This window comes from Streptomyces sp. NPDC053542, assembly GCF_044544685.1.
Taxonomy (GTDB): Bacteria; Actinomycetota; Actinomycetes; order Streptomycetales; family Streptomycetaceae; genus Streptomyces.
In genome coordinates this window covers 85924-112113 of record NZ_JBITXL010000001.1, presented here as the reverse complement: position 1 = coordinate 112113, position 26190 = coordinate 85924, and the positions used below count along the sequence as shown (strand labels likewise).

The 26190-nt window shown below is 72.3% G+C and carries 20 protein-coding genes and 1 pseudogene; 16 read left to right on the top strand and 5 right to left on the bottom strand.

From position 1 onward, the window contains the following. Window positions 1-4: 4 nt before the first annotated feature. On the top strand, window positions 5-2398 hold the full coding sequence (locus ACIGXO_RS00495) for a glycoside hydrolase family 65 protein (protein ID WP_399778537.1): 2394 nt from the start codon (window positions 5-7) through the stop codon (window positions 2396-2398). Window positions 2399-2496: 98 nt separating this feature from the next. Here the strand turns inward: ACIGXO_RS00495 and ACIGXO_RS00490 are convergent, their stop codons facing one another. Beyond that, window positions 2497-2919 (bottom strand): CoA-binding protein, encoded by a 423-nt coding sequence (locus ACIGXO_RS00490; protein WP_399778535.1) that lies wholly within the window; start codon window positions 2917-2919, stop codon window positions 2497-2499. A 223-nt stretch (window positions 2920-3142) separates the two neighbouring features. On the opposite strand from ACIGXO_RS00490, the gene ACIGXO_RS00485 reads away from it, so the two are divergent. The 5 genes from ACIGXO_RS00485 to ACIGXO_RS00465 all read left to right on the top strand — a co-directional run bounded on the left by ACIGXO_RS00485 (window position 3143) and on the right by ACIGXO_RS00465 (window position 6861). Continuing rightward, complete coding sequence (locus ACIGXO_RS00485) at window positions 3143-3922, top strand: TetR/AcrR family transcriptional regulator (RefSeq protein WP_399778533.1); 780 nt, start codon at window positions 3143-3145, stop codon at window positions 3920-3922. Between the two features lie 85 nt (window positions 3923-4007). Next, window positions 4008-5303, top strand: coding sequence for a cytochrome P450 (locus ACIGXO_RS00480; RefSeq protein WP_399778531.1), 1296 nt, complete (start codon window positions 4008-4010; stop codon window positions 5301-5303). An 82-nt stretch (window positions 5304-5385) separates the two neighbouring features. Then, entirely contained in the window at window positions 5386-6012 is a 627-nt protein-coding gene (locus tag ACIGXO_RS00475) for a YigZ family protein (RefSeq protein ID WP_399778529.1), read from the top strand. A 108-nt stretch (window positions 6013-6120) separates the two neighbouring features. Next, complete coding sequence (locus ACIGXO_RS00470; RefSeq protein ID WP_399778527.1) at window positions 6121-6324, top strand: hypothetical protein; 204 nt, start codon at window positions 6121-6123, stop codon at window positions 6322-6324. 9 nt (window positions 6325-6333) lie between these two features. Beyond that, window positions 6334-6861 (top strand): DUF6328 family protein, encoded by a 528-nt coding sequence (locus tag ACIGXO_RS00465; protein ID WP_399778525.1) that lies wholly within the window; start codon window positions 6334-6336, stop codon window positions 6859-6861. Between the two features lie 89 nt (window positions 6862-6950). Here ACIGXO_RS00465 and ACIGXO_RS00460 read toward each other — a convergent pair whose 3' ends face one another. Both ACIGXO_RS00460 and ACIGXO_RS00455 read right to left on the bottom strand, forming a co-directional pair. Continuing rightward, on the bottom strand, window positions 6951-8411 hold the full coding sequence (locus ACIGXO_RS00460; protein ID WP_399778523.1) for a M81 family metallopeptidase: 1461 nt from the start codon (window positions 8409-8411) through the stop codon (window positions 6951-6953). 39 nt (window positions 8412-8450) lie between these two features. Then, window positions 8451-9614 (bottom strand): ROK family protein, encoded by a 1164-nt coding sequence (locus ACIGXO_RS00455; protein WP_399778521.1) that lies wholly within the window; start codon window positions 9612-9614, stop codon window positions 8451-8453. A gap of 228 nt (window positions 9615-9842) precedes the next feature. Here ACIGXO_RS00455 and ACIGXO_RS00450 point away from each other — a divergent pair, with 228 nt between their 5' ends. From ACIGXO_RS00450 to ACIGXO_RS00430, 5 genes and pseudogenes are all read left to right on the top strand, one after another. Continuing rightward, on the top strand, window positions 9843-11597 hold the full coding sequence (locus ACIGXO_RS00450; protein ID WP_399778520.1) for a peptide ABC transporter substrate-binding protein: 1755 nt from the start codon (window positions 9843-9845) through the stop codon (window positions 11595-11597). Then, window positions 11594-12544: an ABC transporter permease gene (locus ACIGXO_RS00445; protein WP_399778518.1), complete on the top strand. Its 951-nt coding sequence runs from the start codon at window positions 11594-11596 to the stop codon at window positions 12542-12544. The genes ACIGXO_RS00450 and ACIGXO_RS00445 overlap by 4 nt, the downstream gene beginning before the upstream one ends. Continuing rightward, a pseudogene (locus ACIGXO_RS00440) lies at window positions 12541-13445 on the top strand (ABC transporter permease). Before ACIGXO_RS00445 ends, ACIGXO_RS00440 begins: the two are co-directional and overlap by 4 nt. Before the next feature lie 9 nt (window positions 13446-13454). Further along, window positions 13455-15515, top strand: coding sequence for a dipeptide ABC transporter ATP-binding protein (locus tag ACIGXO_RS00435; RefSeq protein ID WP_399778517.1), 2061 nt, complete (start codon window positions 13455-13457; stop codon window positions 15513-15515). Window positions 15516-15717: 202 nt separating this feature from the next. Continuing rightward, a complete protein-coding gene (locus tag ACIGXO_RS00430) occupies window positions 15718-16494 on the top strand; it encodes a VOC family protein (RefSeq protein ID WP_399778514.1) in 777 nt (258 codons plus the stop codon). Window positions 16495-16518: 24 nt separating this feature from the next. Here ACIGXO_RS00430 and ACIGXO_RS00425 read toward each other — a convergent pair whose 3' ends face one another. Continuing rightward, window positions 16519-18000 carry an aminotransferase class I/II-fold pyridoxal phosphate-dependent enzyme gene (locus ACIGXO_RS00425; protein ID WP_399778512.1) on the bottom strand — a complete coding sequence of 494 codons (1482 nt, stop codon included), beginning with the start codon at window positions 17998-18000 and terminating at the stop codon, window positions 16519-16521. 123 nt (window positions 18001-18123) lie between these two features. On the opposite strand from ACIGXO_RS00425, the gene ACIGXO_RS00420 reads away from it, so the two are divergent. Next, complete coding sequence (locus ACIGXO_RS00420; RefSeq protein ID WP_399778510.1) at window positions 18124-18810, top strand: hypothetical protein; 687 nt, start codon at window positions 18124-18126, stop codon at window positions 18808-18810. A gap of 18 nt (window positions 18811-18828) precedes the next feature. Here the strand turns inward: ACIGXO_RS00420 and ACIGXO_RS00415 are convergent, their stop codons facing one another. Beyond that, window positions 18829-19266, bottom strand: a complete 438-nt coding sequence (locus tag ACIGXO_RS00415; RefSeq protein WP_399778507.1) for an Lrp/AsnC family transcriptional regulator — start codon at window positions 19264-19266, stop codon at window positions 18829-18831. A 171-nt stretch (window positions 19267-19437) separates the two neighbouring features. Here ACIGXO_RS00415 and ACIGXO_RS00410 point away from each other — a divergent pair, with 171 nt between their 5' ends. From ACIGXO_RS00410 to ACIGXO_RS00395, 4 genes are all read left to right on the top strand, one after another. Continuing rightward, on the top strand, window positions 19438-22944 hold the full coding sequence (locus ACIGXO_RS00410) for an indolepyruvate ferredoxin oxidoreductase family protein (RefSeq protein WP_399778505.1): 3507 nt from the start codon (window positions 19438-19440) through the stop codon (window positions 22942-22944). Continuing rightward, on the top strand, window positions 22941-24083 hold the full coding sequence (locus tag ACIGXO_RS00405; RefSeq protein WP_399778503.1) for an acyl-CoA dehydrogenase family protein: 1143 nt from the start codon (window positions 22941-22943) through the stop codon (window positions 24081-24083). The genes ACIGXO_RS00410 and ACIGXO_RS00405 overlap by 4 nt, the downstream gene beginning before the upstream one ends. A gap of 31 nt (window positions 24084-24114) precedes the next feature. Further along, window positions 24115-24687 carry a GNAT family N-acetyltransferase gene (locus ACIGXO_RS00400; protein WP_399778501.1) on the top strand — a complete coding sequence of 191 codons (573 nt, stop codon included), beginning with the start codon at window positions 24115-24117 and terminating at the stop codon, window positions 24685-24687. An 86-nt stretch (window positions 24688-24773) separates the two neighbouring features. Then, window positions 24774-26132 carry an FAD-binding oxidoreductase gene (locus ACIGXO_RS00395; protein ID WP_399779882.1) on the top strand — a complete coding sequence of 453 codons (1359 nt, stop codon included), beginning with the start codon at window positions 24774-24776 and terminating at the stop codon, window positions 26130-26132. Window positions 26133-26190 lie beyond the last annotated feature (58 nt).

Here is a 26190-nt window from a genome sequence, read left to right as displayed (position 1 = left end):
GGCGATGGCGGACTGGACGTGGGAGTACGAAGGGTACGACCCGCAACAGGAACGCCTGCGCGAAGCGCTGTGCACGCTCGGCAACGGCTACTTCGCGACGCGCGGCGCCGCACCCGAGACCTCCGCCGGACCGGCCCATTACCCGGGTACGTACGCCGCCGGCTGCTACAACCGGCTGCTGTCGAACGTGGCGGGCCGCCAGGTGGAGAACGAGGACCTGGTCAACCTGCCGAACTGGCTGCCCCTGCGCTTCCGCGTTCGCGGTGACGACGACTCCGTACCGTGGTTCACGCCCGACGACGGTTCCCTGCTGGCCTACCGGCAGGTCCTCGATCTGCACGGCGGCACGCTGACCAGGTACCTGCGCGTGCGTGGCGACGGCGGGCCCGGACGGGAGCTGCGCGTGGTGCAGAAGCGACTGGTTCACATGGGCGACCCCCATACCGCCGCCCTGCGCACCGAGTTCACCGCGATCGGATGGTCCGGGACGCTGGAGATCGAATCCGCGCTGGACGGTGAGGTGACCAACGCCGGCGTGGACCGTTACCGCGATCTCGCCGGCCGGCACCTCACCCGTCTGCACACAGGCACGGTCGACCCCAGCACGTGCTGGCTGCGCTGCCGCACCGTGACCTCCGACGTACGCATCGCCCTTGCTGCCCGGACCCGGGTGACCGCCGGTGGTATCGCCGACTCGCACTCGTTGCTGGAGCCGGCTCGCGCAGGCCGGCGGCTGACGGCGGAGGTGATCGACGGTACGCCGCTGGTGGTGGAGAAGACCGTGGCGCTGTACACCTCCCGTGACCCGGCCATCAGCGATCCTTCGCTGGCCGCGCTCGACAGCGTGACGCGGGCCCCGGACTTCCCCGGGCTGCTGGCGTCGCACCGTGCCGCGTGGAAACTGCTGTGGCGACGGGCCGGTCTGGAGATGCCGGGCCAGGCCGGGGACATCCTGCGGCTGCACACCTTCCACCTGCTGCAGACGCTCTCCCCGCACACTGCCGAGCTGGACGTGGGGGTGCCGGCCCGAGGACTGCACGGCGAGGCGTACCGGGGGCACGTCTTCTGGGACGAGCTGTTCGTCCTGCCCTATCTCAACCTCCATTTCCCCGAGGTCTCCCGTGCCCTGCTGGACTACCGCTACCGGCGGCTGCCGCAGGCATGCCGGGCAGCGAGCACGGTCGGCCGGGCCGGTGCGATGTACCCCTGGCAGAGCGGCAGCGACGGCCGGGAGGAGACGCAGGTCCTGCACCTCAACCCGCGTTCCGGCCGCTGGCTCCCGGACCATTCCCGGCTCCAGCACCACGTGGGTTCGGCCGTGGCGTACAACGTCTGGCGCTACTGCGAGGCCACCGGCGACATGGCGTACCTGCACACCAAGGGCGCGGAGATGCTGCTGCAGATCGCCCGGTTCTGGTCGAGCGCCGCCACGTACGACGCCGCGCTGGACCGCTACCGCATCCGGCGGGTGGTGGGACCCGACGAGTACCACGACGGGTATCCGGACACGGCAGAACCGGGACTGGACGACAACGCGTACACGAACGTCACCGCGGCCTGGGTGCTCGCCCGGGCTCTGGAGACGATCCAGTTGCTGCCGGCCCCGCGCCGGGGCGAACTGCTGGAGCAACTGGACATCGGGCACGGCGAACTCGACCGCTGGCGGGAGGTCTCGCGCGGCCTTCATGTCCCCTTCCACGCCGGTGTGGTCAGCCAGTTCGAGGGATACGGTGACCTGGCCGAGCTGGACTGGGCGGCCTACCGGGCACGCTACGGCGACATCCGGCGGCTGGACCGCATCCTGGAGGGCGAGAACGACACGCCCAACCGGTACCAGGTATCCAAGCAGGCCGATGTCCTGATGCTCGGGTACCTGTTCTCCTCTCTCGAACTCTCCTCCCTCTTCCAGCAGTTGGGGCACGAGATGAATGACGACCTGTGGCGGACCACGGTCGATTACTACTTGCGCCGGACCGCGCACGGTTCGACGCTGAGCAGCCTCGTGCACGGCTGGGTCCTGGCCCGTGCCCGGCGGCAGGGCGCCTGGGAGCACTGCCTGGAGACGCTGAAAGGCGACGTGGCCGACACTCAGGGTGGCACCACCGCGGAGGGCATCCATCTCGGTGCGATGGCCGGCACACTTGACCTCGTCCAGCGCGGTTTGACCGGCCTGGAGGCACGGGAGGACGCCCTGCGCTTCGACCCGGTCAACCTTCCTCAACTGTCGGAATTCGGCTACCGGCTTCGCTATCGCGGACATTGGGACGTCGGCGTGCAGCTCAGCGGAGGCCGGCTGCGGATCACGGTTCCGGCCTCGGAACAGCGGCCGATCCGGGTGGTGTGCGCCGGCCGGTCGGCGACGATCGCACCGGGGAAGTCGGGAGAGTTCACGCTGTAGCCGGCCACCGGCCACCGGCCACGGGTAACGGCTGCTCCGTCTGTCGCTGACAGTTCAGCGTTTCGAGGTGCCGCACCGACGCGTCGGAGACACGGCTCTCAGCCCAGCCGGGGGATCTCGATCGCCGGGCAGCGGTCCATGACCATGTCGAGGCCGGCGGCGCGGGTGCGGGCGTAGGCGGCCTCGTCGATGACGCCCAGCTGGAACCAGACGGCCTTGGCGCCGATGGCGACCGCCTCGTCGGCGACCTGGCCCGCGAGGCTGCTGTTCACGAAGGTGTCGACGACGTCGACCTGGAAGGGGATGGCGTCGAGGGTGGGGTAGCCCTGTTCCCCGTGGACCGTCTCGGCCTTCGGGTGTACGGGGACGATCCGCTTGCCGAATCGCTGCAGTACGTCCGCGACGCCGTACGCGGCCCGCCGCTGGTTCGAGGACAGGCCGACGATGGCCCAGGTGTCCCCGAGCTCCGTCAGGATCCTGCGGATGGTCGCGGAGTCGTCGTCGCCGTACTCGCCGTGCATGGGGGCCTCCTAGCGGTTGTCCTGCGTGCGCAATGTACCCGGTATTGGCCAAAGGTCAGGGTCAGGGGCAGGGGTGGTGGCTCGTGGGGCGGTCAGCGGTCAGCGGTCAGCGGTCGGCTGCCGGTTCGGCGCGCGTGGCCGGAAAGCGTCTTACGGCGGGCTTCCCGTCGCTCTACGTTGACTTCGTGACCAGATTTCGAATGTGGTCACGAAGTCAGAACGAATGGTCGACAGGCGGCGGCGGAACGGGGGCGACGAGTACGTGGAGCGTGGCGAGCGGATTCTGGAGGCGGCGGGGGAGCTGCTGGTCGCATGGGGGTACCGGCGCGTCACCATCGACGAGATCGCCCGCCGCGCCCACATCGGCAAGGGCACGGTCTATCTGCACTGGAAGACCAAGGACGCGCTCTTCCTGGCCGTCATCCTGCGGGCCAAGCTCCGCAGCCAGCGTGCCCAGACGGCCCGTATGCGCGTCGACCCGCTGGAGGTCCTGCCGAGCCGGATGATGAGCGGGGTGTACCGGGACTTCCTGGCCGACCCCGTACTGCGCGCCGTGTACAGCGCCGACACCGACGTCCTCGGCCGGTTGAACGACATCGCCAAGAAGGAGCTCGCAGAACTCGCGGCGTACGGGGATCAGTTGGTGCGCCGCCAGCTCGAAGTGCTGCGTGAGCATGGGCTCGTACGGGTGGATATGGACGTTGTGCAGCAGCAGTACGCGTTGCTGGCGACGGCCTCCGGTTTCTTCCTGACCGAAACGCTGCTCCACGACCGTGCCCCGCACGCCGCGGAGGAACGGGCCCGCATCCTCGCTCACACCCTGCGGGGCGCGCTGGAGACCTCAGCCGGCCCCCGCGCCGGTAGCGGTACCGATACCGATACCGAATCCGCCGCCGCCCGTACCCGTGCGGCCGCGGAAGCCGCCGCGTCGGAGATCATCCCGCTCTACGAGCGTCTCGAAGAGCTCAGTGAGCAGGAAATGCGGCGGCAATTGCGTCAATGAGTCATCGAGACATGGAGCCATCGAGTCATGGAGTCGTTGAGTCGTTGACGTGACCGACCCCCCACGACCTGGAGGAGAACGCACGATGACCGAAGCATCCGCCACACCGGCCTCCCCGATGACCGCCCACGTGGGAAAGCACCCCGGTGAGCCGAACGTCGCCGACCCGGCGCTCATCGCCGACCCGTTCGGCGGCTACGGCGCGCTGCGGGAGAAGGGGGTCGTCGTCCGGGGCCGGTTCATGGACGACTCGCCCGTATGGTTCGTGACCCGCTTCGACGAGGTACGCGAAGTGCTGCGGGACCCGCGGTTCGTGAACAACCCGGCGGCGGTGTCGGCGGACGGCACGCGTGAGGACCCGCTGACCCGGCTGCTGGACATGCTCGGCATGCCCGAGCACCTCCACGTCTACATGCGCGGCTCCATCCTGAACAACGACGCGCCCGACCACACCCGGCTCCGCCGACTGGTGTCGCGTGCCTTCACGGCGCGCAAGATCATGGATCTGCGGCCGCGGGTCGAGGAGATAGCCGACGACCTGCTGGACCGCCTCCCCGAGCACGCCGAGGACGGCGTCGTCGATCTGCTCGAACACTTCGCGTACCCGCTGCCGATCACCGTCATCTGTGAGCTGGTCGGCATCGCGGAGGCGGACCGACCGCAGTGGCGGGCCTGGGGCGCCGACCTCATCACGATGGATCCGGAGCGGGTGGGGAGGGTGTTCCCCGCCATGATCGAGCACATACACGAGCTGGTCAGCGAGCGGCGGAGCGCGCTCACCGACGACCTCATCAGCGAGCTGATCCGGGCCCACGACGACGACGGCGGCCGGCTCAGCGACGTCGAGATGGTCACCATGATCCTCACCCTGGTCCTGGCGGGGCACGAGACCACGGCGCACCTCATCACCAACGGCACGGCCGCGCTGCTCACCCACCCCGACCAGTTGGGTCTGTTGCGGAAGGACCCGGCGCTGCTGCCGTCCGCCGTCCACGAGCTGATGCGCTGGGCCGGGCCCGTGCACATGACCCAGCTGCGGTACGCCGCCGAGGACGCGGAGGTCGGTGGCACCTTGATCCGCAAGGGGGAGGCCGTACAGCTGCTCCTGGTCGCCGCCAACCGGGACCCCCGCCACTACACCGACCCCGAGCGGCTCGACCTGACCCGCCACCCGGCGGGGCGCGCCGAGGACCACGTCGGCTTCGGCCACGGCATGCACTACTGCCTGGGCGCCTCGCTCGCCCGGCAGGAGGGCGAGGTCGCCTTCGGCCGGCTGTTCGCCCGGTATCCCGGCCTGTCCCTCGCAGTCGACCCGGCCGACCTGCGGCGGGCACCGGTACCGGGCAGCTGGCGGCTGACCGCCCTGCCGGTCCGTCTGTAGGACCGGCAGGGCGGCCGGTGCCGGATCGGTCTGCTTACGGTCCGGCTGCGGGAGCATCCGTGGCGCGCATTAGGGTGGCGTGATGCAGGAGCAGTACGTCACCCTCGCCGCCGAGGGCGTCCACGAGATCGAGATCAACAAGTCTCGCTTCATCTGCGCGCTCGCGCCGGTGGCGACCGAGGCCGAGGCGCAGGAGTTCATCGCCCGCATCCGCAAGGAGCACCCGACCGCCCGGCACAACTGCTTCGCGTACGTCATCGGCGCCGACGGCGGCGTCCAGAAGGCGAGCGACGACGGTGAGCCGGGCGGCACGGCGGGCGTGCCCATGCTCCAGATGCTCGTACGGCGCGAGATGCGGTACGTCGTCGCCGTCGTCACCCGCTACTTCGGCGGCATCAAGCTCGGTGCGGGCGGGCTGATCAGGGCGTACGGCGGGGTGGTCGGGGAGGCCCTGGACGCGCTGGGCACGGTCACCCGCCGTCGGTTCCGGCTGGTCACGGTCACCGTCGACCACCAGCGGGCCGGCAAGGTCGAGAACGATCTGCGGGCCACCGGGCGCGACGTCCGGGACGTCCGTTACGCCGAGGCGGTCACGATCGAGATCGGCCTTCCCGAGAGCGAGCTGCCCGCCTTCCTCGCCTGGCTCGCCGACGCCACGGCCGGCACGGCCACGCTGGAGCTGGGCGGCGAGGCGTACGGCGAGGGGTAGCCGGGGAGTGGTGCCCGCGGCATGGCCCGGCCCGGCGGCATGGCCTGATTGAGCCCCGTGGTGCGGGGTAACCGGTCACGGCACACCATTTATGCGTGAGGAGGTGCGATGACCAGCACCGCAGCACCGAAACTCGACGGCTACGGGCCCGCGCCCGGGACCGCTCCGCGCGACCCGGAACCCGTGCCGCGCGATCCCGATCCGCCCGAGCAGACCCCCGAACCGGAGCCCGGACCGGCCGCGCCCGACACGCCTCCGGACGAGCGGCCCGAGACCCCGCCCGGCGCCCCCGCGCCGGAGCCGCCCGACTGAGCCCGGCCGATGACCGAGGACGGCGGGCCGGACGGCCTGGCCAGAGGGCGGCACGAGACCCCCGAGGAGCGGGCGGACCGGCGCTGGGCCGAGCTGCTCCAGGAGCTGCGCGTCGCGCAGACCGGTGTGCAGATCCTTTTCGGCTTCCTGCTCACCGTCGTCTTCCAGCCCGGCTTCGCGCGCCTGGACGACGTCGGCCGCGACGTGTACGTCGTCACGGTCGTGCTCGGCGCCGCGACGACCGGTTCCCTCATCGGCCCGGTGTCACTGCACCGGCTGGTGACCGGGCACCGCCTCAAGCCGCAGACCGTGACCTGGGCCTCCCGCCTCACCATGCTCGGGCTGGTGCTGCTGCTCTGCACGATGGTGTCGGCCATGCTGCTCATCCTGCGCGTCGCGCTGCACGGCAGCAGCGGCGCGTTGTGGCTGGTGGCCGGCATGTTGGTGTGGTTCGTGCTGTGCTGGTTCGTGGTGCCGGTGTGCGCGCGGTGCAGCGCCCGGCGCAACGGTCACCGCGGCGACCGCGGTGACCGCTGAGTGCGGTCCCGCGCGGTTACAGGAGTACGGGACGCAGGAGTAGCGGGACACAGGAGATCCGGCTGAAGCAGTACCGGCAGGAGTACCGGCTAAAGGAGTACCGGTGTGAGATCCGGGTTCTCGAAGTCTTTGTCGTCGAAGGGGTAGAGGGGGCGCTCGACACGGTGGTGGCCCAGGCGGAGCAGGTCCTGGTCGACGCCGCCCGGGGTGAGCGCGAGCAGCCAGTCGGCGGCGATGTCGTGGAGGTAGGGCTCCAGGTAGCCGATCTTGACGACGACCAGGTCGTACGCCGTCGGGTCCAGCGACCCGAAGTCCTCCCGGGTGTGGAACGGCCTGCGGCGCTCGGTGAGGACGACGGTGACGCCGCCCCGGGTGACGGCGGCGCGGCGGCCGCCCACGTCGTCGCTCTCCAGCGCGGTGACCGTGCCGGTCAGCGCGTACGGCTCGGCGTGCGGCCCGGTGCCCGCGCTGAACCCGCCGCCCACCGCCGGCTTCACCTCGGCGCCGAGGCCCGCCTCGAAGCACGCCGCGACCGCCTCCGGGTCTGTGATGCCCGGGTGCAGCGCGGTGACCCGGCCGCTCGCCAGATCCTCGTGCGCGAGCAGCCGGCCGAGCATGTACGCGAGGTCACCGGCCCCGCCCGCGGTCGGGTTGTCGCCGGAGTCGCTGATCAGGAAGGGGCGCGCGGGGGACGCGACGGCGCGGCGGACGCAGCCGTCGGCGTCGTCGGTCGGGCCGACGAAGACGAAGTCGCGGCGTACGTCCCAGTACCGCTGCGCCAGCGAACGGGCCTGGTCGACGGCCAGGTCCGGGTCGTCGCCCGTGACCACGACAGCCGCCCGGCAGCGGGGCTCGTCGGCCCACGCGTACCCGACCCAGACCGCCGCGTCGACGATGCCGTCCAGCGCCTCGACGGCGGCGAGCCGCCGGTACAGGGACTTCGCCGGCTCGAGGCGGGTGCTGGTCTTCTCGCCGGGGAGCAGGACCGGCACCTGTACCCACGCGCGGTGCGGGCGGCCGAGCCCCCGCGACAAGCGCTCGACGAGCTTGCGCGCCGCCCGCTCGCGGGTCTCCCAGGCGTCCTCGTGCGGCGCCAGGCGGTGCGCGGTGAGCAGGTCGAGCGGCTCGGCGAAGGCGCGTGAGACGTTGCCGTGCAGGTCCATGGCGGCGGAGATCAGTGCGTCGGGGCCGAGGGCGTCCCGTACGGCCGCGGTCAGGTCCGCTTCCGCGTCGTCCAGGCCGACGACGCTCATCGCGCCGTGGATGTCGTAGACGAGGCCGTCCAGCGGCTCCTCTTCCCTGATCCGGTCCGTGAGTTCCGTCTTGATGCGCTCGTACGTGGCGCGCTCGACCGGGCCGCCGGGGAGCGCCACGGCGTGCACGAGCGGGACCCACTCGACGAGGTCGGCGAGATCGCTCTCGGGGTCCGTCCAGGTGTAGCGGTCCAGCAGTTCGCCGTCGCGGGTGACGCGGAAGTCCTCGTACGCCGAGCGGTGCGGGCAGAACTGGCTGGACTCGATGGACATTCCGCCGATGCCGATCCTCAGCATGGTGACTCGCTCTCCGTTCACTCCGGTTGCGGTTCGCCCTCAATCGCCGGGCAGGCTGGAAAACGTCGACAGCTCCCGCAGCGCCGCATGCCCCGCGCCCAGCAGCCCCGCGTCCGGGCCGCAGGCCGATGCCACGATCGTCAGATCGCTCGTGGCCATCGGCAGGCAGTGCTCGTACAGGACGCCTCGTACGGCTGCGACCAGCGGTTCCGCGCCCGACAGTGCGCCGCCGAGTACCACCGCCTCGGGGTTGAAGAAGTTGACGACGACGGAGAGCACCGCGCCGATATGGCGTCCGGCCTGCCGGACCAGCGTCGTGGCGTGCGGCTCGCCGTGCTCGACCAGGCGCAGGATGTCGGTGGTGGAGTCCGCCTCGATGCCCTCGGCGCGCAGCGCGGCGGCGATCGCGGCGCCGCTCGCGACCGTCTCCAGGCAGCCGATGTTCCCGCAGGAGCAGGGGCGTTCGGCCGCGGCGTCCACCCGTACGTGGCTGATGTCCCCGGCCGACCCGCGGGCGCCGCGGTAGAGCCGGCCGTGGCTGATGACGCCCGAGCCGATGCCGCGGCCCGCCTTGACGACCACGAGGTGCCGCAGGGCGGCGTGTGACGCGCGGTGTTCGCCGAGGGCCAGGACGTTGGCGTCGTTGTCGACCAGTACGGGCAGGCCGAGGCGTTCGGCGAGGCGGTCGCGGAGCTCGTACAGATGCCAGCCGGGCATCCGGGAGGGGGCGATGACCTGGCCGGACGCCGGATCGACGGGGCCGGGGAAGCCGATGCCCACGCCGCGTACCGTACGGCCCGCCGCGCGCTGCCGCTCGGCGAGGGACGCCAGCCGCTCGGCGAGCAGCTCGACGGCGGGCCCGGGCCCTGCCGTCAGGTCGTGCGCCCGCTCCTCGACGTCGAAGGCCGCGCCGGTCAGGGCCACGGCGCCGGTACGGATGTGCCGGCTGCCCAGGTCGGCGGCGAGCGCGACGGCGCCGCTGTCCGGGACGCGCAGCAGCCGCGGACGCCGTCCGCCGCGTGAGGCGCCCTCGCCGTCCTCGGTCAGCAGCCCGGCGTCGACCAGCTCCTGGACGCGCGCCGAGACGGTCGAGGCGGCGAGCCCCAGCTCCCGTACGAGGTCGGCGCGGGAGGCGGCGGAGCCGTTCGCGACGAGTTCGAGGACGTGCGCGGCGGATCCGGGCTGCTCCTCGGCGGCGGTCATGGTGACGCCCTTCGACTCGGGTTTCGGCCCCTACTTCCTTTGGTGATCGAAGGAAGTAGGGCTACTAATTCCGGGCCAGTAGACATTAGTTGGTGCGGTTGCGCCAGAGTCTTGACTTCTTTTCGCGGCCGTCCGTACTTTTCTCGTCATCTTCGGCCGGTCGACCACAGCGGAGGCAGCATGGGACCGCGCTCCACCCGAATACGCGGCCCACTAGGGGCCGTTGGCGTGGTCCTGATCGCTCTTACGCTGCTCGCCGGGTGCGCGCCGAAGGCGGACAAGGTCACGGACGTCGGTGCCACGGGCGGTACGAGAGTCGAGGGCGGTACGGCCGTCATGGCCCTGCCGCCCGCCTCCACCCCCAACTGGATCTTCCCGATCGCCGCGCCCGGCTATCTCGCTTCGTACAACAGCGCCATCCAGAACCTGCTGTTCCCGCCGCTCTACACGCCCGAGCCCAAGGGCGAGGAGCTCAGCATGGACAGCCCGCGCAACCTCGCCGAGCAGCCGCGGTTCAGCGACAGCAACCGGACCGTGACCGTCCGGCTCAAGCCCGGATACGCGTGGTCCGACGGGAAGCCCGTCACCGCCCGCGACGTCGCCTTCTGGTTCGACCTGATCAAGCACAACAAGAAGGAGTGGGCCGGGTATTCGCCGGGGCTGCTGCCCGACGACGTGCGGCGTTTTGACGTCGTCGACGACCGGACCTTCCGGCTGCGGCTGACGCGTGCGTACAACCCCGCCTGGTTCACCGCCAACGAGCTGCAGAGCTTCACGCCGCTGCCGGAACACGCCTGGAATCCCAAGGGCGAGGGGTCGAAGAGGGTGTTCGCGCGCCTCATACGGCACGCCAAGCAGCTGTCGCGGTTCGCCACCGACCCGCTCTGGAAGACCGTCGCAGGGCCCTGGACGATCGAGAAGTGGAACACCTCGGGCCAGGTCACTCTCGTACCGAACAAGAAGTACCGCGGCCCTGACAAACCCCATCTCGACCGCGTCGTCCTCAAGCCCTTCACCACCGCGGAATCCGAGTTCAACGTGCTGCGGGCGGGCGGCGTGGACTACGGCTACATCCCGCCGTCGGTCATGGAGCGGTCCGCGAAATTCCGGGAGCTGGGGTACCGCATCGACCCGTGGGAAGGCTGGGCGATCACCTACCTCGTCCTGAACTTCAACCATCCCGAGGCCGGCCCCCTGCTGCGCCAGACCTACCTCCGCCAGGCCCTGCAGCAGCTCATCGACCAGAAGTCGATCTCACGGGTGATCTGGCACGGCAGCGCGGACCCCACGCTCGGCCCGGTCCCCGCGAGCCTGATGGACCGCGATCCGTACCCCTACGACCCGAAGAAGGCCGAGCGGCTGCTCGCCCGGCACGGATGGGCGCGCCAGGGCCGCGACGGCGGCACGCTGCGGTGCGTACGCCCCGGCACCGGGCCGGGGGAGTGCGGCAAGGGCATCGCACGCGGCCGGCAGCTCCGGCTCGAACTGCTCACCCAGTCCGGCTCCACCGAGACCGCCAACACCATGCAGGAGATCAAGTCCTCCTTCGGCAAGGCGGGCGTCACGCTCGACATCCGGCAGCAGACGCTCAACACCGTGCTCGGCACGACCATCCCCTGCAAGAAGAGCGAACCCGTCTGCTCGGCCTGGCAGATCGGCTTCTTCGGCACCCAGGGCAGCTGGTACTTCCCCGTCGACCCCAGCGGCGAGCAGCTCTTCGCGACCGGCGCGCCCTCCAACATGGGCAACTGGTCGGACCCCGAGACGGACCGGCTGATCAAGGACACCGAGTTCTCCGACGACCCCGGCGCGATCCGGGACTACGCCCGCAAGGTCGCGGCCAAGCTCCCCGTCCTGTGGACCCCCAACCCCGCCTACCAGGTCTCCGTCATCCGCAACGACCTGCGAGGCATCGACCAGAACCCGACCCTCAGCCTCGCACCGCAGGACTGGTACTTCGTGAAGAAGGGGAAGGGCGCATGACCCGCTTCCTGCTCAAGCGCCTCGCCCAGGCGGCGATCGTCCTGCTCCTCGTCTCCGTCATCGTCTTCGTCCTGCTGCACATGCTGCCCGGCGGCCCGGCCCGCGCCATCCTCGGCGTCCAGGCCACCCCGCAGGCCGTGGCGCACTTCAACCACCAGCAGGGGTACGACCGTTCGCTGCCCGAGCAGTACGTCCTGTACCTCGGGCGGCTGTTCGCCGGCGACCTCGGCGAGTCCTACAAGCTCAACCAGTCCGTCGCCTCGCTGCTGGGGGAGCGGCTGCCCCGTACCGCACTGCTCGCGGGTCTGGCCGTCGCGCTCGCTGCCGTCCTCGCCGTACCGCTGGGCATCCTGCAGGCCGTACGCCGCGGCAAGGCCGCCGACCACGTCCTGACCGGCGCGGCCTTCCTCGCCTACGCCACCCCCGTCTTCTTCCTCGGCCTGGTCCTGATCCTCCTCTTCAGCCAGCAGTTCCCCGTCTTCCCCGCGCAGGCCCCGCAGGCCGACACCCTCAGCGGCATCCTCGGCGAGCCACGCGCCCTCGTGCTGCCCGTCGTGACCACGGCACTCGGCATCGTCGCCGCGTTCAGCCGCTACATGCGCTCGGCCGTGCTGGACAACCTGAGCGAGGAGTACGTACGGACCGCGCGCGCCAAGGGCCAGTCCGGCGCCCGCATCATGGCCCGGCACGTGCTGCGCAACGCCCTCATCCCGCTCGCGACGCTCCTCGGGCTCTACCTCCCGACGCTCTTCAGCGGCACTCTCGTCGTCGAGTCGATGTTCAACTACCCCGGCATGGGGCTGCTGTTCTGGAACGCGGCCCAGGGCAGCGACTTCCCCGTCCTGCTCGGCGTCACCCTCGTCGTCGGCTGCGCGACCGTGCTCGGCTCGCTGCTCACCGACATCGCGTATGCCCTGCTCGACCCGCGCATCAGGAGCGTCGCATGACCGCCGCCGAACTCCCCGTACCCGGCGGGCCCGGCCCGGCCGCCGCCACGCCCGGACTCGCCCGCCGCACCGTCGCCGGCTTCGCCCGCAACAGGCTCGCGCTCGCCGGGCTGCTCGTCCTCGCCGCGCTGTGCGCGCTCTGCTTCCTCGGCCCGCTGCTCCACCCCACCGACCAGATCCACACCGACCTCTCACAGGCCAGCCTGCCGCCCGGCACCGAGGGGCACCCGCGCTCGGCACCACCGACCTGGGGTACGACATGCTCGGCCGGCTGATGTACGGCGGCCGGACCTCCCTCGAGGTCGGCCTCGCCGCCGGGCTGCTCGCCACCCTCTTCGGGACGCTGTACGGGGCGGTCGCGGGGTACTTCGGCGGCTGGCTCGACGCCGCCATGATGCGGATCACCGACGCCGCGCTCGCCATCCCCGCGCTCTTCCTGCTGGTCGTGGTCGCCGCCATCGTCACGCCCAGCAAGCCCGTCCTCATCCTGATCATCGCGTCCGTCGCCTGGCTCTCCCCGGCCCGGCTCATCCGCGGCGAGGCGCTGGCCCTGCGCAGCCGGGACTACGTCCACGCCATGCGCCTGATGGGCGGCGGTGGCGGCCGCGCGGTCTTCCGGCACATCGTCCCCAACGCCCTCGGCACCGTCGTCGTCAACGCCACCTTCCAGATCGCCGACGCCATCCTCTACGTCGCGTACCTGTCCTTCCTCGGGCTGTCGATCCCGCCGCCCGCCGCCGACTGGGGCTCGATGCTCTCCGCCGGCATCACCTACACCCAGGTCGGCCACTGGTGGCTGATCTTCCCGCCGGGCCTCGCCATCGTCCTCGTCGTCGCCGCGTTCAACTTCCTCGGCGACGGCCTGCGGGACGCCTTCGACGTGCGACTCCAGAAGAACTGAGGGACCGTCATGACAGCTCCCCTGCTCAGCATCGAGGACCTCAGCGTCGAGATCACCGGTCGCGGCCGCACCGTACAGGCCCTGGAACGGGTCAGCCTCGACCTCGCCCCCGGCGAGGCGCTCGGCATCGCCGGCGAATCCGGCTGCGGCAAGACCATCACCGCGCTGTCCGTACTCGGACTGCTCCCCGGCGGCGGGCGGATCACCGGCGGACGCATCCGCTTCGACGGCACGGACCTGGCCGCCGCGTCCGAACGCACGCTGCGCGACATCCGCGGCCACACCCTCGGCATGGTCTTCCAGGACCCGCTCACCTCCCTCAACCCCACCATGACCATCGGCGCCCAGGTCGCCGAGCCGCTCCTGCTGCACACCGGCGCGAGCCGCGCCGAGGCGCGGGAGCGGGCCGAGGAGATGCTCGGACTGGTCGGCATGCCGAGCCCCGCCGAGCGGATGAAGAACTATCCGCACCAGCTCAGCGGCGGCATGCGGCAGCGCGTCGCGATCGCCATGGCGCTGATCTGCGAGCCCCGGCTGCTGATCGCCGACGAGCCCACCACCGCGCTCGACGTCACCACCCAGCACCAGATCCTGGAACTCATCGACGAGCTGCGCGCCCGCCTCGGCATGGCGCTGATCCTGGTCACCCACGACCTCGGCGTGCTCGCCCGGCGTGTGGACCGGGTCGCCGTGATGTACGGCGGCAAGGTCGCCGAACGCGCCCCCGTCCACGACCTGTTCGCCACGCCCCGGCACCGCTACACCCAGGCCCTCTTCGCAGCACTCCCGGAACGGGCCGCGGGCCCCGTGCAGCCGCTCGCCACCATCCCGGGGCTGCCGCCCGCCCTGGACACTCCCATCACCGGCTGCCGCTTCGCCCCGCGCTGCGGCTTCGCCACGGACGAGTGCCGGACGCGCGAACCGCGACTCGACGGGGGCGGCGGCGCGGCCCCCGGCCACGTCTTCGCGTGCTTCCACCCCGTCGAGCCCGCCCCGGACGGCGGCGCCAGGGCCGAGGTCATTCCGCTGCCGTTGCCCCGGGACGCGGCGCGCGAGGACGACGGGGTGCTGCTCAGCCTCACCGACGTCGTCAAGGACTACCCGCTGCGCGCCGGGCCCTTCGCGCGGCGCCGCGGCAGGGCCGCGTCGCAGGTCAGCGCGGTGGCCGGGATCTCGCTGACCGTACGGCGCGGTGAGACGTACGGGATCGTGGGGGAGTCCGGCTGCGGCAAGTCCACCCTCGGCCGGCTCGTCGTCGGCCTGGAGGCGCCCACCTCCGGCACCATCCGCTTCGCCGGGCGCGACGTCGCGACGCTGAGCGGCCGGGAGCTGCGCGCCCACCGCCGCGACGTCCAGCTGATGTTCCAGGACTCCTACGCCTCGATGGACCCGCGGATGCGCGTCGGCGCCATCCTGCGCGAACCGCTCGCCATCCAGGGCATCGGCGACCGCGCCGGGCAGCGGGCCAGGGTCGGGCGGCTGCTGGACGACGTGGGGCTGCCGCGCGCGGCCGCCGACCGCTATCCGCATGAATTCTCCGGCGGCCAGCGGCAGCGCCTGGGCCTCGCACGGGCGCTCGCGCTGGACCCGTCCCTCGTCGTCGCCGACGAGCCGGTCTCCGCGCTGGACGTCTCCGTACAGGCCCAGATCCTCAACCTCATGCGCGACCTGCAGCGCGAGAAGGGCATCGGCTACCTCTTCATCTCCCACGACCTGGCCGTCGTGCGGCACCTCGCCGACACGGTCGGCGTGATGTACCTCGGCAAACTCGTGGAGACCGGGCCCGCCGAGGCCGTACTCGGCCGGCCGCTGCACCCGTACACCCGCGGTCTCCTCGACACGGTCAACGTCCCCGACCCGCGGGCCGTGCCCGCGGCCGCGCCGCTGGGCGGCGAGACGCCCTCGGCCGCCGAGCCGCCCTCCGGCTGCCGCTTCCGCACCCGCTGCCCCGCCGCGCGGGAGCTCTGTGCGACGGCCGAGCCGCCGCCCGCCGAGCCTGCGACGCCCGGACACCGTGTGGCCTGCCACTTTCCGCTCGCAGGCGTAGCCTCGGGAGTGCCGGTGCGCTGAGCGCCCGAACACGGGACCGGTCCCGCGGTCCGTACGTCCGGCGGTTTCGGAGCGCGGGCTCCGGGGTGTCGTCCACGTGTGTCCCCGGCCCACGGATGACACTGTGGGGCGAATGGACCAGGCCGGGCCCGGGCCCCGTGCGCCGCGGAGCGGGAGGCCGGTGCGGGGCAGCCCGGCCGGAGCGAAAGGAGTGACGTCCAGCATGGCGTCGACCGAACCTGTGCCAGGAGTTCCGTGCTGGGTCAGCCTGAGCGCGCGCGACCTGAAGGGGGCCGAGGAGTTCTACGGCGCGGTACTGGGCTGGACCTTCCGGCCCGGGGCGCTCGGCGAGGAGTTCTCCGTCGCCTTCATGGACGGCAACCCGGTCGCGGGCCTGGGCGAGCTCGCGGGCGCCCTGCACGTCGCCGTCGCCTGGACCCCTTACTTCGCCGTCGCGGACGCGAACGACTGCGCCGCCCGGATCCGGGAGCGCGGCGGCACGGTCGCCGTCGGCCCCCGGTCCTTCGGGCCCGGCCGCGCCGCGATCTCCGCCGACCGGGACGGTGCCACCTTCGGGATCTGGGAGGGGCGCGTCCCCGCCGGCTGGTCGGTCGGCCAGGGCAGCGCGCCGGCCTGGCTGGAGCTGCGGACGCGGGACGCGTTCGACGCCGCCATCTTCTACGCCGAGGTCCTGCAGTGGGCGGCCGAGGAGGGCAAGGGCTGCGACGTGGCGTACGAGGAGGAACGGGTGATCGTTCGCGAAAGCGATCACACGGTGGCCGAGCTGCGTGGGGGAGCGATCGAGTCGGCGCCCGACCCGCACGTCCGGCCCCGCTGGCACGTGCACTTCTGCGTACCGGACGTGAAGGCGGCCGCCGAGGCCGCGGTCGCGACCGGGGGCGCGGTCGTCTCCCCGCCCGTGGAGACCGAGGGCGGCGGCCACCGCTCCACCCTCCGCGACCGGGAGGGCGGCCTCTTCACGGTCACGGAAGGCATCTGAGGCACGCGCAGGGGCCCCGCGCCGCTACGGGTGCGTCTCCTCCACCAGTACCCGGACCGTGCCGAGCGTGGTGTCCCTGGCGTCCGGCAGGTTCATGCCCGCCTCGATGCCGGTCCGCAGGTAGTGCAGTACGGGCTCGGTGAGCCGTTCGCCGGGCAGCGCCGCGGGGATGCCGGGCGGGTACGGCGTCAGCATCTCCGCCGCGATCCGCCCGGCCGCCCTGGCCACCGGCACGTCCTCGGTCGCCCCGAAGAACCCGTCGCGCGGCAGACACGCCTGCTCCAGCCGCAGCGTGGCCGGCGGCGGGATCTCGGTCTCCGGTGCCGGGCGCAGCTCCGGCGCGGCCCGGCTGAGGTCGTGCAGCGCGGCGAGCAGCCGGTCGGCGGTGGAGCGGTCGTCGGCGTGCGTGATCTGTGTGCTGATCCGGCGGTGGTCGGAAAGGTGGGCGTCGATGCCGCGGTGCGCGCGCAGCCAGTCGGCGCAGCGGTACCCCGTCGTGCCCAGCGCGCTGACGTCGATCACCACCGGCAGCGGGTCGAAGTCGTGCCCGAGTCCGGGCCCGCAGAAGTCGGCGCGGTCGTTGACGTGCAGCCCGTCGATCTTCTCGATCCCGGTCCGCACCTCGGCGGCCAGGTCCAGCGCGTGGCCGAGCAGCTCCTCGCCGTGCAGCATCATCTGCCGCCGCCAGCCGTCCATCCCCGCGTACAGCAGTACCGAAGGACTGGTTGTGCCGAGCAGGTCGGCGCGGGACTTCAGCAGCGCCGGGTCGATCAGGTCGCCGCCCAGGTGGAACACCGACCCCTGCTCCAGGCCGCTGCCCATCTTGTGGATGCTGGTCACGCAGACGTCGGCGCCCGCGTCCATCGCCCAGGACGGCAGGTCGGGGTGGAAGGGCAGATGCGCACCCCATGCCTCGTCCACGATCAGCGGCCGGCCGCGGCGGTGGCAGACCTCGGCGATGGCCGCGATGTCGGCGCAGCTGCCGTACGGCGTGGGGCTGGTGACCAGTGCGCCGCGGGCGTCCGGGCAGGCGTCGAAGGCGGCTTCGTACGCCTCGGCCGAGGGCGCGTGCGCGAGATGCCGCTCGGCGTCCCACTGGGGTTCCACCCAGACCGGGTTGACGCCCGAGAGGATGAGCCCGGACACCACGGACTTGTGCGCGTCCCGGCCGATCAGCAGCTTCTCGTGCGGCCCCGCGACGGCCAGCATCGCCGCCTTGACGGACAGCGAACTGCCGCAGGTCGAGAAGAAGGTGTGCGAGGCGTGCACGGCGTCGGCCATCAAGTTTTCGGCGCGCTCCAGCACCCGGCCCGAGGTCCGCCGGTCGTCCAGGCCCCCGCTGGCCAGCACGTCACCGTGGAAGACGGCGTCGCCCAGCACCTCGCGGACCCGGGGATCGGCGCCGCGGGCCTGCTTGTGTCCGGGCGGCGTGAAGGAGAGCCGCCCGAGCTCGCGGTAGTCGGCGAGCGCTTCGAGTACCGGGGCCTGCGTGTGATCGTGTGCCATGTAGCCACGGCTTCCCGGGGACGGGTGGCATCAATCCGGGCATATGCCCTGAGTGTGGCGAGCCGCATCCTGAACGTGCCGGACGGAAGCCCGGCGGGCGGCGGAGCGACGCATACTGGCTGCATGGGAAGCGAGCTGTCGGACACACCAGGAGCCCAGCAGGGCGACGGGTACGCACCCGCGGAGCGAGGCGATGAACGGGACCGCCTCTCGGACGAGCGCGACCGCCACGCCGATGACCGGGACCGTGTCGCGGACAAGCGCGAACGCGTGGCCGATGAACGGGAACGCCTCGCCGACGACCGGGAGAGCGCCGCGGACGACCGGGAGGTACGCCTCCACGAGCTGGAACGCCGGCTGGACCACCACGCACAGCGGATGGGGATGGTGTCGGTCGCCAAGCGGGAGCGGTCGTACGAGGCGGTCGAGCGGTCCCGCGCCCGGCTCGACGCGCACGCCGCGGACATCGACCGGAGCCACGCCGCGCTGTGCCGCGCGGACGCCAGTGACGACCGGGAGCAGAAAGCCATCGACCGTGAGCTCAGGGCTTCGGAGCGGCAGGCGGCAGCGGACCGTACCCAACAGTCACCGGGGGCAGATCCTGACGACGTGGTGGCCCGGCTGCGCGCGCGGTTCCTCGCGACCGCGGTCGCGCTGGCCGACGCCGAGGACGAGGCCGCCCGTCGCTACGAACGCCTCGCGGCCACGTACCCGGATGCCGCGGACGACCACCGGCGCCGGGCCGAACAGGCCCGCGAGGCGGCACGCTGCGCACGCGACGCCGTAGAGCGGCTCGGCGGCGAGGAGTGACCGTCGCGGCACGGACTCTCAGGTCCGGCTCCACGACCCCAGGACCATCAGCGTCTTTGTGCCCGTGACCCGGCCCGCGCTGCGCAGCCCGTCGATGACCTGCTGCAGATGGGCGATGTCGCGCACCCGGACCTGGATGAGGGCGTCCGGGTCGCCGGCGATGGTGAAGACGGCCTGTACTTCGGGGACGTTGTAGGCCGAGCGCACGATCTCGTTGACCCGCGTCGTGCCCGCGTACCGCAGCTCCACGAAGGCTTCGATGCCCCAGCCGAGCTTGCTCTGGTCGATCTGCGCGGCGAAGCCGGTGATCACCCCGATGTCCCTCAGCCGGTCCACGCGCCGCTTGACCGCGGCGACCGAAAGACCCACCTCGACGGACATCTCGGAGAAGGTCCGGCGGCCGTCCTCGCGCAGCAGCCGCAGCAGGCGGTGATCGATGTCGTCGACCTCAGTCATGCAAAGGAATGTATGCCGGAGCCGTTGATTCGTAAATAGTTTGCGGCTTGGCGGCGAGTTTCCTTTCGAGTCTTGTGTCTTCCTCTCCCTGTTGCTGTGCTGTGGCCGTTCGTCACCACCTCATTTCCGGTCCCATCACGGTCCCTTCACAACGATGTCGAGGAGGCTTGCGTGAGCACCACACCCGCTGCGGTGTCGCTCGACGACAAGTACACGGCCACCGACGGCCGCGCGCTGATCTCGGGCGTTCAGGCCCTGGTACGGCTGACGCTGGAACAGCGCCGGCTGGACGAGGCCCGCGGCCTCGACACCCGGGCCTTCGTCAGCGGATACCAGGGATCGCCGCTGGGCGGCGTCGACCTGGAGATGGGGCGCGCGGCCCGCTTCCTGGACGAGGCGGGCGTGGTCTTCCAGGCGGGCGTCAACGAGGAGCTGGCCGCCACGGCGGTGGCCGGCACCCAGATGCTCGGCCAGGTGCCCGGGCGTCGGCACGACGGCGTGACCGGCTACTGGTACGGCAAGAACCCCGGCCTGGACCGCGCGGCCGACGCCATCCGGCACGCCACCCTCGCCGGCACCGCGCCGCTCGGCGGGGCGGTCGCCTGGATCGGCGACGACCCGGGCAGCAAGTCCTCCACGGTGCCCAGCACCTGCGAGCGGATGTGCCAGAGCCTGGCGATGCCCGTCCTCGCGCCCGGGTCCGTCGCGGAGATCATCGAATTCGGGCTGCACGCCGTCGCGCTGTCCCGCGCCACCGGCCTGTGGACCGCCCTGAAGATCGTCGCGGACATCGCCGACGCCTCGGCGACCGTCGACTTCGACGCGGTGCGCCACGGCATCCCCGAGCCGGACCGCGCCGCGCGCCCCACGGCTCCCGCCCTCGTGGGCCCCGCCGCGCTCGACGCGGAGCACGACATGCTCACCCGCCGCCTCGACCTGGCCCGCGCGTACGCCCGTACGGCAGGGCTCAACAAGGTGACCTTCAGCGCCCGCCGCGCCACCCTCGGCGTGCTCGCCTCCGGCACCTCCTACGCCGTCGTGCAGCGCGCCCTGGACGACCTGGGCCTGGACGAGGCGGCCATGGAGGCGCTGGGCCTCCGGCTCATCCGGATGGGCATGCCGTTCCCCGTCGCGGACGAGGACCTGGTGGCCATGACCGGCGACCTGGAGCAGGTCCTCGTGGTGGAGGACAAGGTGCCCTTCCTCGAAGGGCTGCTCAAGGAGGCGCTGTACCGGACGGCGGACGCGCCCGTCGTCGTCGGGCGCCGGGAGGAGGACGGCCGGCCGCTGCTCACCGCGCGCGGCACGCTGGGTGCCGAGGACGTGGCCCGGGCACTGGCCCGCCGTATCGGCGCCGACCGGCTGCCCGACGCGGCACAGGCCCACCTGGACGCGCTCACCCCGGCCCGCCCCGCGCGCATCACCCTGCCCACCGTCGCGGCCCGCACCCCGTACTTCTGCTCCGGCTGCCCGCACAACACCTCCACCCGCACCGACGACGGCACACTGGTCGGCGTCGGCATCGGCTGCCACGCGATGATCGCGCTGGACGGCGCCGGGCGCGGCACGCAGATCGGCCTGACCCAGATGGGCGGCGAGGGCGCCCAGTGGATCGGCATCGCGCCCTTCACCGACGACGCGCACTTCGTGCAGAACCTCGGTGACGGCACGTTCCACCACTCCGGCTCGCTCGCCGTCCGCGCCGCCGTCGCCGCCGGCGTCACCATGACGTACAAGCTGCTCTACAACGACGCCGTCGCCATGACGGGCGGTCAGCGCGCCGAAGGCCGCCTGGACATCCCCGCCGTCATCCGGCTGCTCGCCATCGAAGGCGTGCGCAAGGTCGTCGTCACCACGGCGGAGCCCGAGAGCTACCGCGGCGTACGGCTGGACCCGATCGCGACCGTCCGCCACCGCGATGAACTCCCCGATGCGGAGCGGGAGTTGGCCGCCACCGAAGGCGTGACGGTCCTGCTGCACGACGACCGCTGCGCCGCCGAGGAGCGGCGGCTGCGCAAGCGCGGCCAGCTGCCCACCCCGGTGGAGAAGGTCGTCATCAACGAGCGGGTCTGCGAAGGATGCGGGGACTGCGGCGACAAGTCGACATGTCTGTCCGTCCAGCCCGTCGAGACCGAGTTCGGCCGCAAGACCCGCATCCACCAGGCGTCCTGCAACACCGACCTCAGCTGCCTCAAGGGCGACTGCCCGTCCTTCCTGCTCGTCGAGCCCGGCCGGAAGCAGCCCCGGAAGATCCCGGCCCTGCCGGTGGAACTGAGCGAACCGGCCCGCCGGTTCGGCCCCGCCGGCACCCTGCTGCGGATGCCCGGCGTCGGCGGCACCGGCGTGGTCACCGTCTCCCAGATCCTGCAGATGGCGGCCCGGCTGGACGGCCTGTACGCGGCCGGGCTGGAGCAGACCGGGCTCGCGCAGAAGGGCGGCCCCGTCCTCAGCGACCTGCGGATCGCCAAGACGCCGGTGACCGGCTCGCTGCGCGCCTCGCGCGGCACCGCCGACGTCCTGGTCGGCTTCGACCTGCTCGGCGCCGCCTCCGACAGCAACATGGCGGTGGCGCGCCCCGGCCACACCGTCGCCGTCGTCAACACCGCCGTCGTACCGACCGCCGCCATGGTCACCGGCCGCGTCGTCCTGCCCGGCTCGCCCGACGACGCCCTCGAACGCATCGAGTCGGTCACCCGCCGCGAGGACAACCTCTACCTCGACGCGCAGGGCCTCTCCGAAGCCCTCTTCGCCGACCACATGCCCGCCAACATGGTGCTCATCGGCGCCGCCTACCAGCACGGCTGCCTCCCGCTGACCGCCGAGGCCGTCGAGGACGCCATCCGCCTCAACGGCGCCGCCGTCGAGAAGAACCTCGCCGCCTTCCGCTGGGGCCGCGCCGCGGTGCTCGACCGCGCCGCCGTCACGGCCGCGCTCGCCGCCCCCGCACGCCCGGTCGTCGAGATCACCCCGGCCGCCGCGGCACTCGCCGTCGAGCGCACCACCGACGAGGAGCTGCGCGAGACCGTCGCCACCCGCGCCGCCGACCTCATCGACTACCAGAACGAGCAGTACGCCCGCCGGTACGCCGACGACGTCGCCCGCGTCGCGGCCCTCGCCCAGGAGCGCGGCGGCGCCGAAGCCGGTACCTCCATCGCCCTCGCCTACGCCCGCGGCCTGCACAAGCTCATGGCGTACAAGGACGAGTACGAGGTCGCCCGGCTGCACCTGGACGCCACCGAACAGGCCAAGCTGCGCGATGAGTTCGGCGCCGGATCGACGGTCTCCGTCCTCCTCCACCCGCCCGTCCTGCGCGCCCTCGGCATGAAGCGCAAGATCAGGCTGCGCCGCACCGCGCCGGCCGCCTTCCGGGCCCTGCGCGCCGGCCGCGTGCTGCGCGGCACCTCCCTGGACCTCTTCGGATACGCCGAGGTCCGCCGCGTGGAGCGGGCCCTGATCGGCGAGTACCGCCAGTTGGTGCGCGACGCGCTCGGCCACCTCACGCCGGAGAACACCGACGCCGTGCGGGCCGTCGCGGAGCTGCCGGACCTCGTACGTGGGTACGAGGACATCAAGCTCGCGCGCGTCGCGGACTTCCGCGAGCAGGCCCGCGCCGCGCTCGCGGCGCTCGGCACCACCCCCGCCCGCTCCGCAGCGGGCACGCACACGGAGGCACGATGACCGTCGACCGGCTGCTGCCCACCCAGGAGGCCGAGGACCTGCTCGACCTCACCCGCGACATCGCCGACAAGGAGCTCGCGCCCCGCGTCGACGAGCACGAGCGCGAAGAGCGCTACCCGGAGGGCCTCTTCGCCACCCTGGGCGCGGCCGGGCTGCTCGGCCTGCCCTACCCGGAGGAGTACGACGGCGGGGGCCAGCCGTACGAGGTGTACCTCCAGGTCATCGAGGAACTGGCGGCCCGCTGGGCGGCCGTCGCGGTGGCCACCAGCGTGCACACCATGTCTGCGTACGCGCTGATGACCTACGGCACCGAGGAGCAGCGGCAACGCTGGGCGCCGGACATCCTCGGCGGCGGCCTGGTCGGCGGCTACAGCCTCTCCGAGCCGCAGGCGGGCTCCGATGCCGCCGCGCTGACCTGCAAGGCCGTGCGGGAGCCGGACGGTTACCGGATCACCGGCAGCAAGGCGTGGATCACCCACGGCGGCAAGGCCGACTTCTACACCCTCTTCGCCCGCACCGCCGCCGGCAGCCGCGGCATCTCCTGCTTCCTCGCGCCCGGCGCCACCGAAGGGCTGACCTTCGGACGGCCCGAGGAGAAGATGGGCCTGCACGCGATCCCGACCACCGCGGCGCACTGGGACGGCGCGCTCATCGAGGCGGACCGGCTGATCGGCAGCGAGGGCCAGGGCCTGCAGATCGCCCTGTCCGCGCTGGACTCCGGGCGGCTGGGCATCGCCGCCTGCGCCACCGGCGTCGCACAGGCGGCCCTGGACGCGGCCGTCACGTACGCCAACGAGCGCACCGCCTTCGGCCGGAAGATCATCGACCACCAGGGCCTCGGCTTCGTCCTCGCCGACATGGCCGCCGCCGTCGACTCGGCACGCGCCACCTACCTCGACGCGGCCCGCCGCCGCGACGCGGGCCGCCCCTACAGCCGCCAGGCCAGCGTCGCCAAGCTCATCGCGACCGACGCCGCGATGAAGGTCACCACGGACGCGGTGCAGGTCTACGGCGGATACGGTTACACGCGGGACTTCCCGGTCGAGCGCTACATGCGCGAGGCCAAGATCATGCAGATCTTCGAAGGGACGAACCAGATCCAGCGGCTGGTGATCAGCAGACAGCTGTCCCGGCCGTGAGCCGATCCGCAGAAAAACGGGGAGAGTGACGATGTACGCGAGGTCACTGGGGGACGACGGCGCCGAACTGCGCCCGCTCGAGCCGTGGCAGGCCGGGGAGTTCCTCGCCCACATCGAGCGGGGGCGGGAGTTCATCGGGCAGTACGTCGGCCTGCCGGACGCCGTCACGGACCTGGAGTCGAGCCGCGCGTACCTCCGCTCGTACGCGGAGAAGGCCGCGGCCGACACCGGGCGCATCTACGGCATCTGGACGGACGGCAAGCTGGTCGGCGGGGTCCTCTTCCGGACGATGGACCTCGCGAGCGGCACCGCCGAGGCGGGCTGCTGGCTGGAGCCGTCGGCGGCGGGCAGGGGGCTGGTCACCCGGGCCGTGCGCGTGATCATCGACTGGGCCGTCAAGGAGCGCGGCATCCACCGCGTGGAGTGGCACGTCTCCTCGGCGAACGCGCCCAGCATCGCCGTGGCCCGGAGGCTCGGCATGACCAAGGACGGTGTCCTGCGCGAGAGCTATCCCTACCGGGGAAAGCGGCACGACATGGAGGTCTGGTCGGTCCTCGCACCGGAGTGGCGCGCGGGCAAGGAGAAGCCGCGCGAGGGGCGCTGATCACCGCCCCTCGGCCTGCGGATACCGTGCCGACATGGCAGACGTGTGCGAGGGAAGGCGGGCGGTCCGGCGTGCTGATCGATGAGCTGCGGCAGGAACTGCCGGACGGCCGGCTGGTCGAGGACCCGGAGGTCGCCGCCGGGTTCGTGCACGACGAGGCCGAGTGGGCGCCGCACGGGACGCCCCGCGTCGTCGTCCGGCCGCGCACGGCGGAGGAAGTACGCGCCGTGGTCCGCGCCTGCCTGCGGCACGGCGTCCCCCTCGTCACGCGCGGCGCCGGCACCGGCCTCTCCGGCGGCGCCAACGCCGTCGAGGGATGCGTGGTGCTGTCCACGGAGCACATGAACACGATCCACGAGATCGACCCCGTGGAGCGCCTCGCGGTCGTCGGCCCCGGCGTCGTCAACGACGACCTGCGCGCTGCCTGCGCCGAGCACGGCCTGTGGTACCCGCCGGACCCGGCCAGCGCCCCCTGGTCCACCATCGGCGGCAACGTCGCGACCAACGCGGGCGGCCTGTGCTGCGTCAAGTACGGCGTCACCCGGGACTACGTGCTCGGGCTGGAGGCCGTGACCGGCACCGGCGAGCTGGTCCGGCTGGGGCGGCGGACCGCCAAGGGCGTCGCCGGGTACGACCTCGCCGGGCTGCTCGTCGGCTCCGAAGGCACGCTCGGCGTGATCACCGAGATCACCGTACGGCTGCGGCCCCAGCGCGAACCCGAGCGCACGGTCGCCGGGTACTTCTCCTCCGTCGTGGACGCGGGCCGCGCCGTCGCCGCGGTCGGCGCCGCCGGGCTCACCCCCTCGGCGCTGGAGCTGATCGACCGGCACTGCCTGGCCGCCGTCGACAAGTGGAAGAACATGGGCCTGTCCGTGGACGCGGACGTGGTCCTGCTCGGCCGTACGGACGCGCCGGGCCCGGCCGGGGAGCAGGAGGCAGCCCGCATGCTGGCCTGCTTCGAGGAGGCGGGCGCCGCCTGGGCCGCGCAGTCCACCGACCAGGAGGAGGCCGACGCGCTCTTCGCCGCCCGGCGGCTCGCCTACCCGGCGCTGGAACGCCTCGGCCCGGTCCTCACCGAGGACGTCTGCGTCCCCAAGGCCGCCGTACCCGAAATGCTCGCCCGCATCGAGCGTGCCGCCGCCCGCCACGACACCCTCATCGCCAACATCGCGCACGCCGGCGACGGCAACCTCCACCCGCTGCTGATCACTCCGCCCGGCGACACCGCGGCGCGGGAGCGCGCCCAGGCCGCCTTCCACGAGATCATCGCGGACGCGATCGCCCTCGGCGGCACGGTCACCGGCGAACACGGCGTCGGCCTCCTCAAGCGCGACGGCCTGGCCCAGGAGCTGTCCGCGCCCGTCCTGGACATGCACCACGCGATCAAGACCGCACTGGACCCGCAGGGCATCCTCAACCCCGGCAAGGTCTTCCCGCAGCGCTGAGCCCCGCCGACCGACCCTGTACGAACCTGCTGCCCCCGTCCCCCCGCGCGCTCCGCTG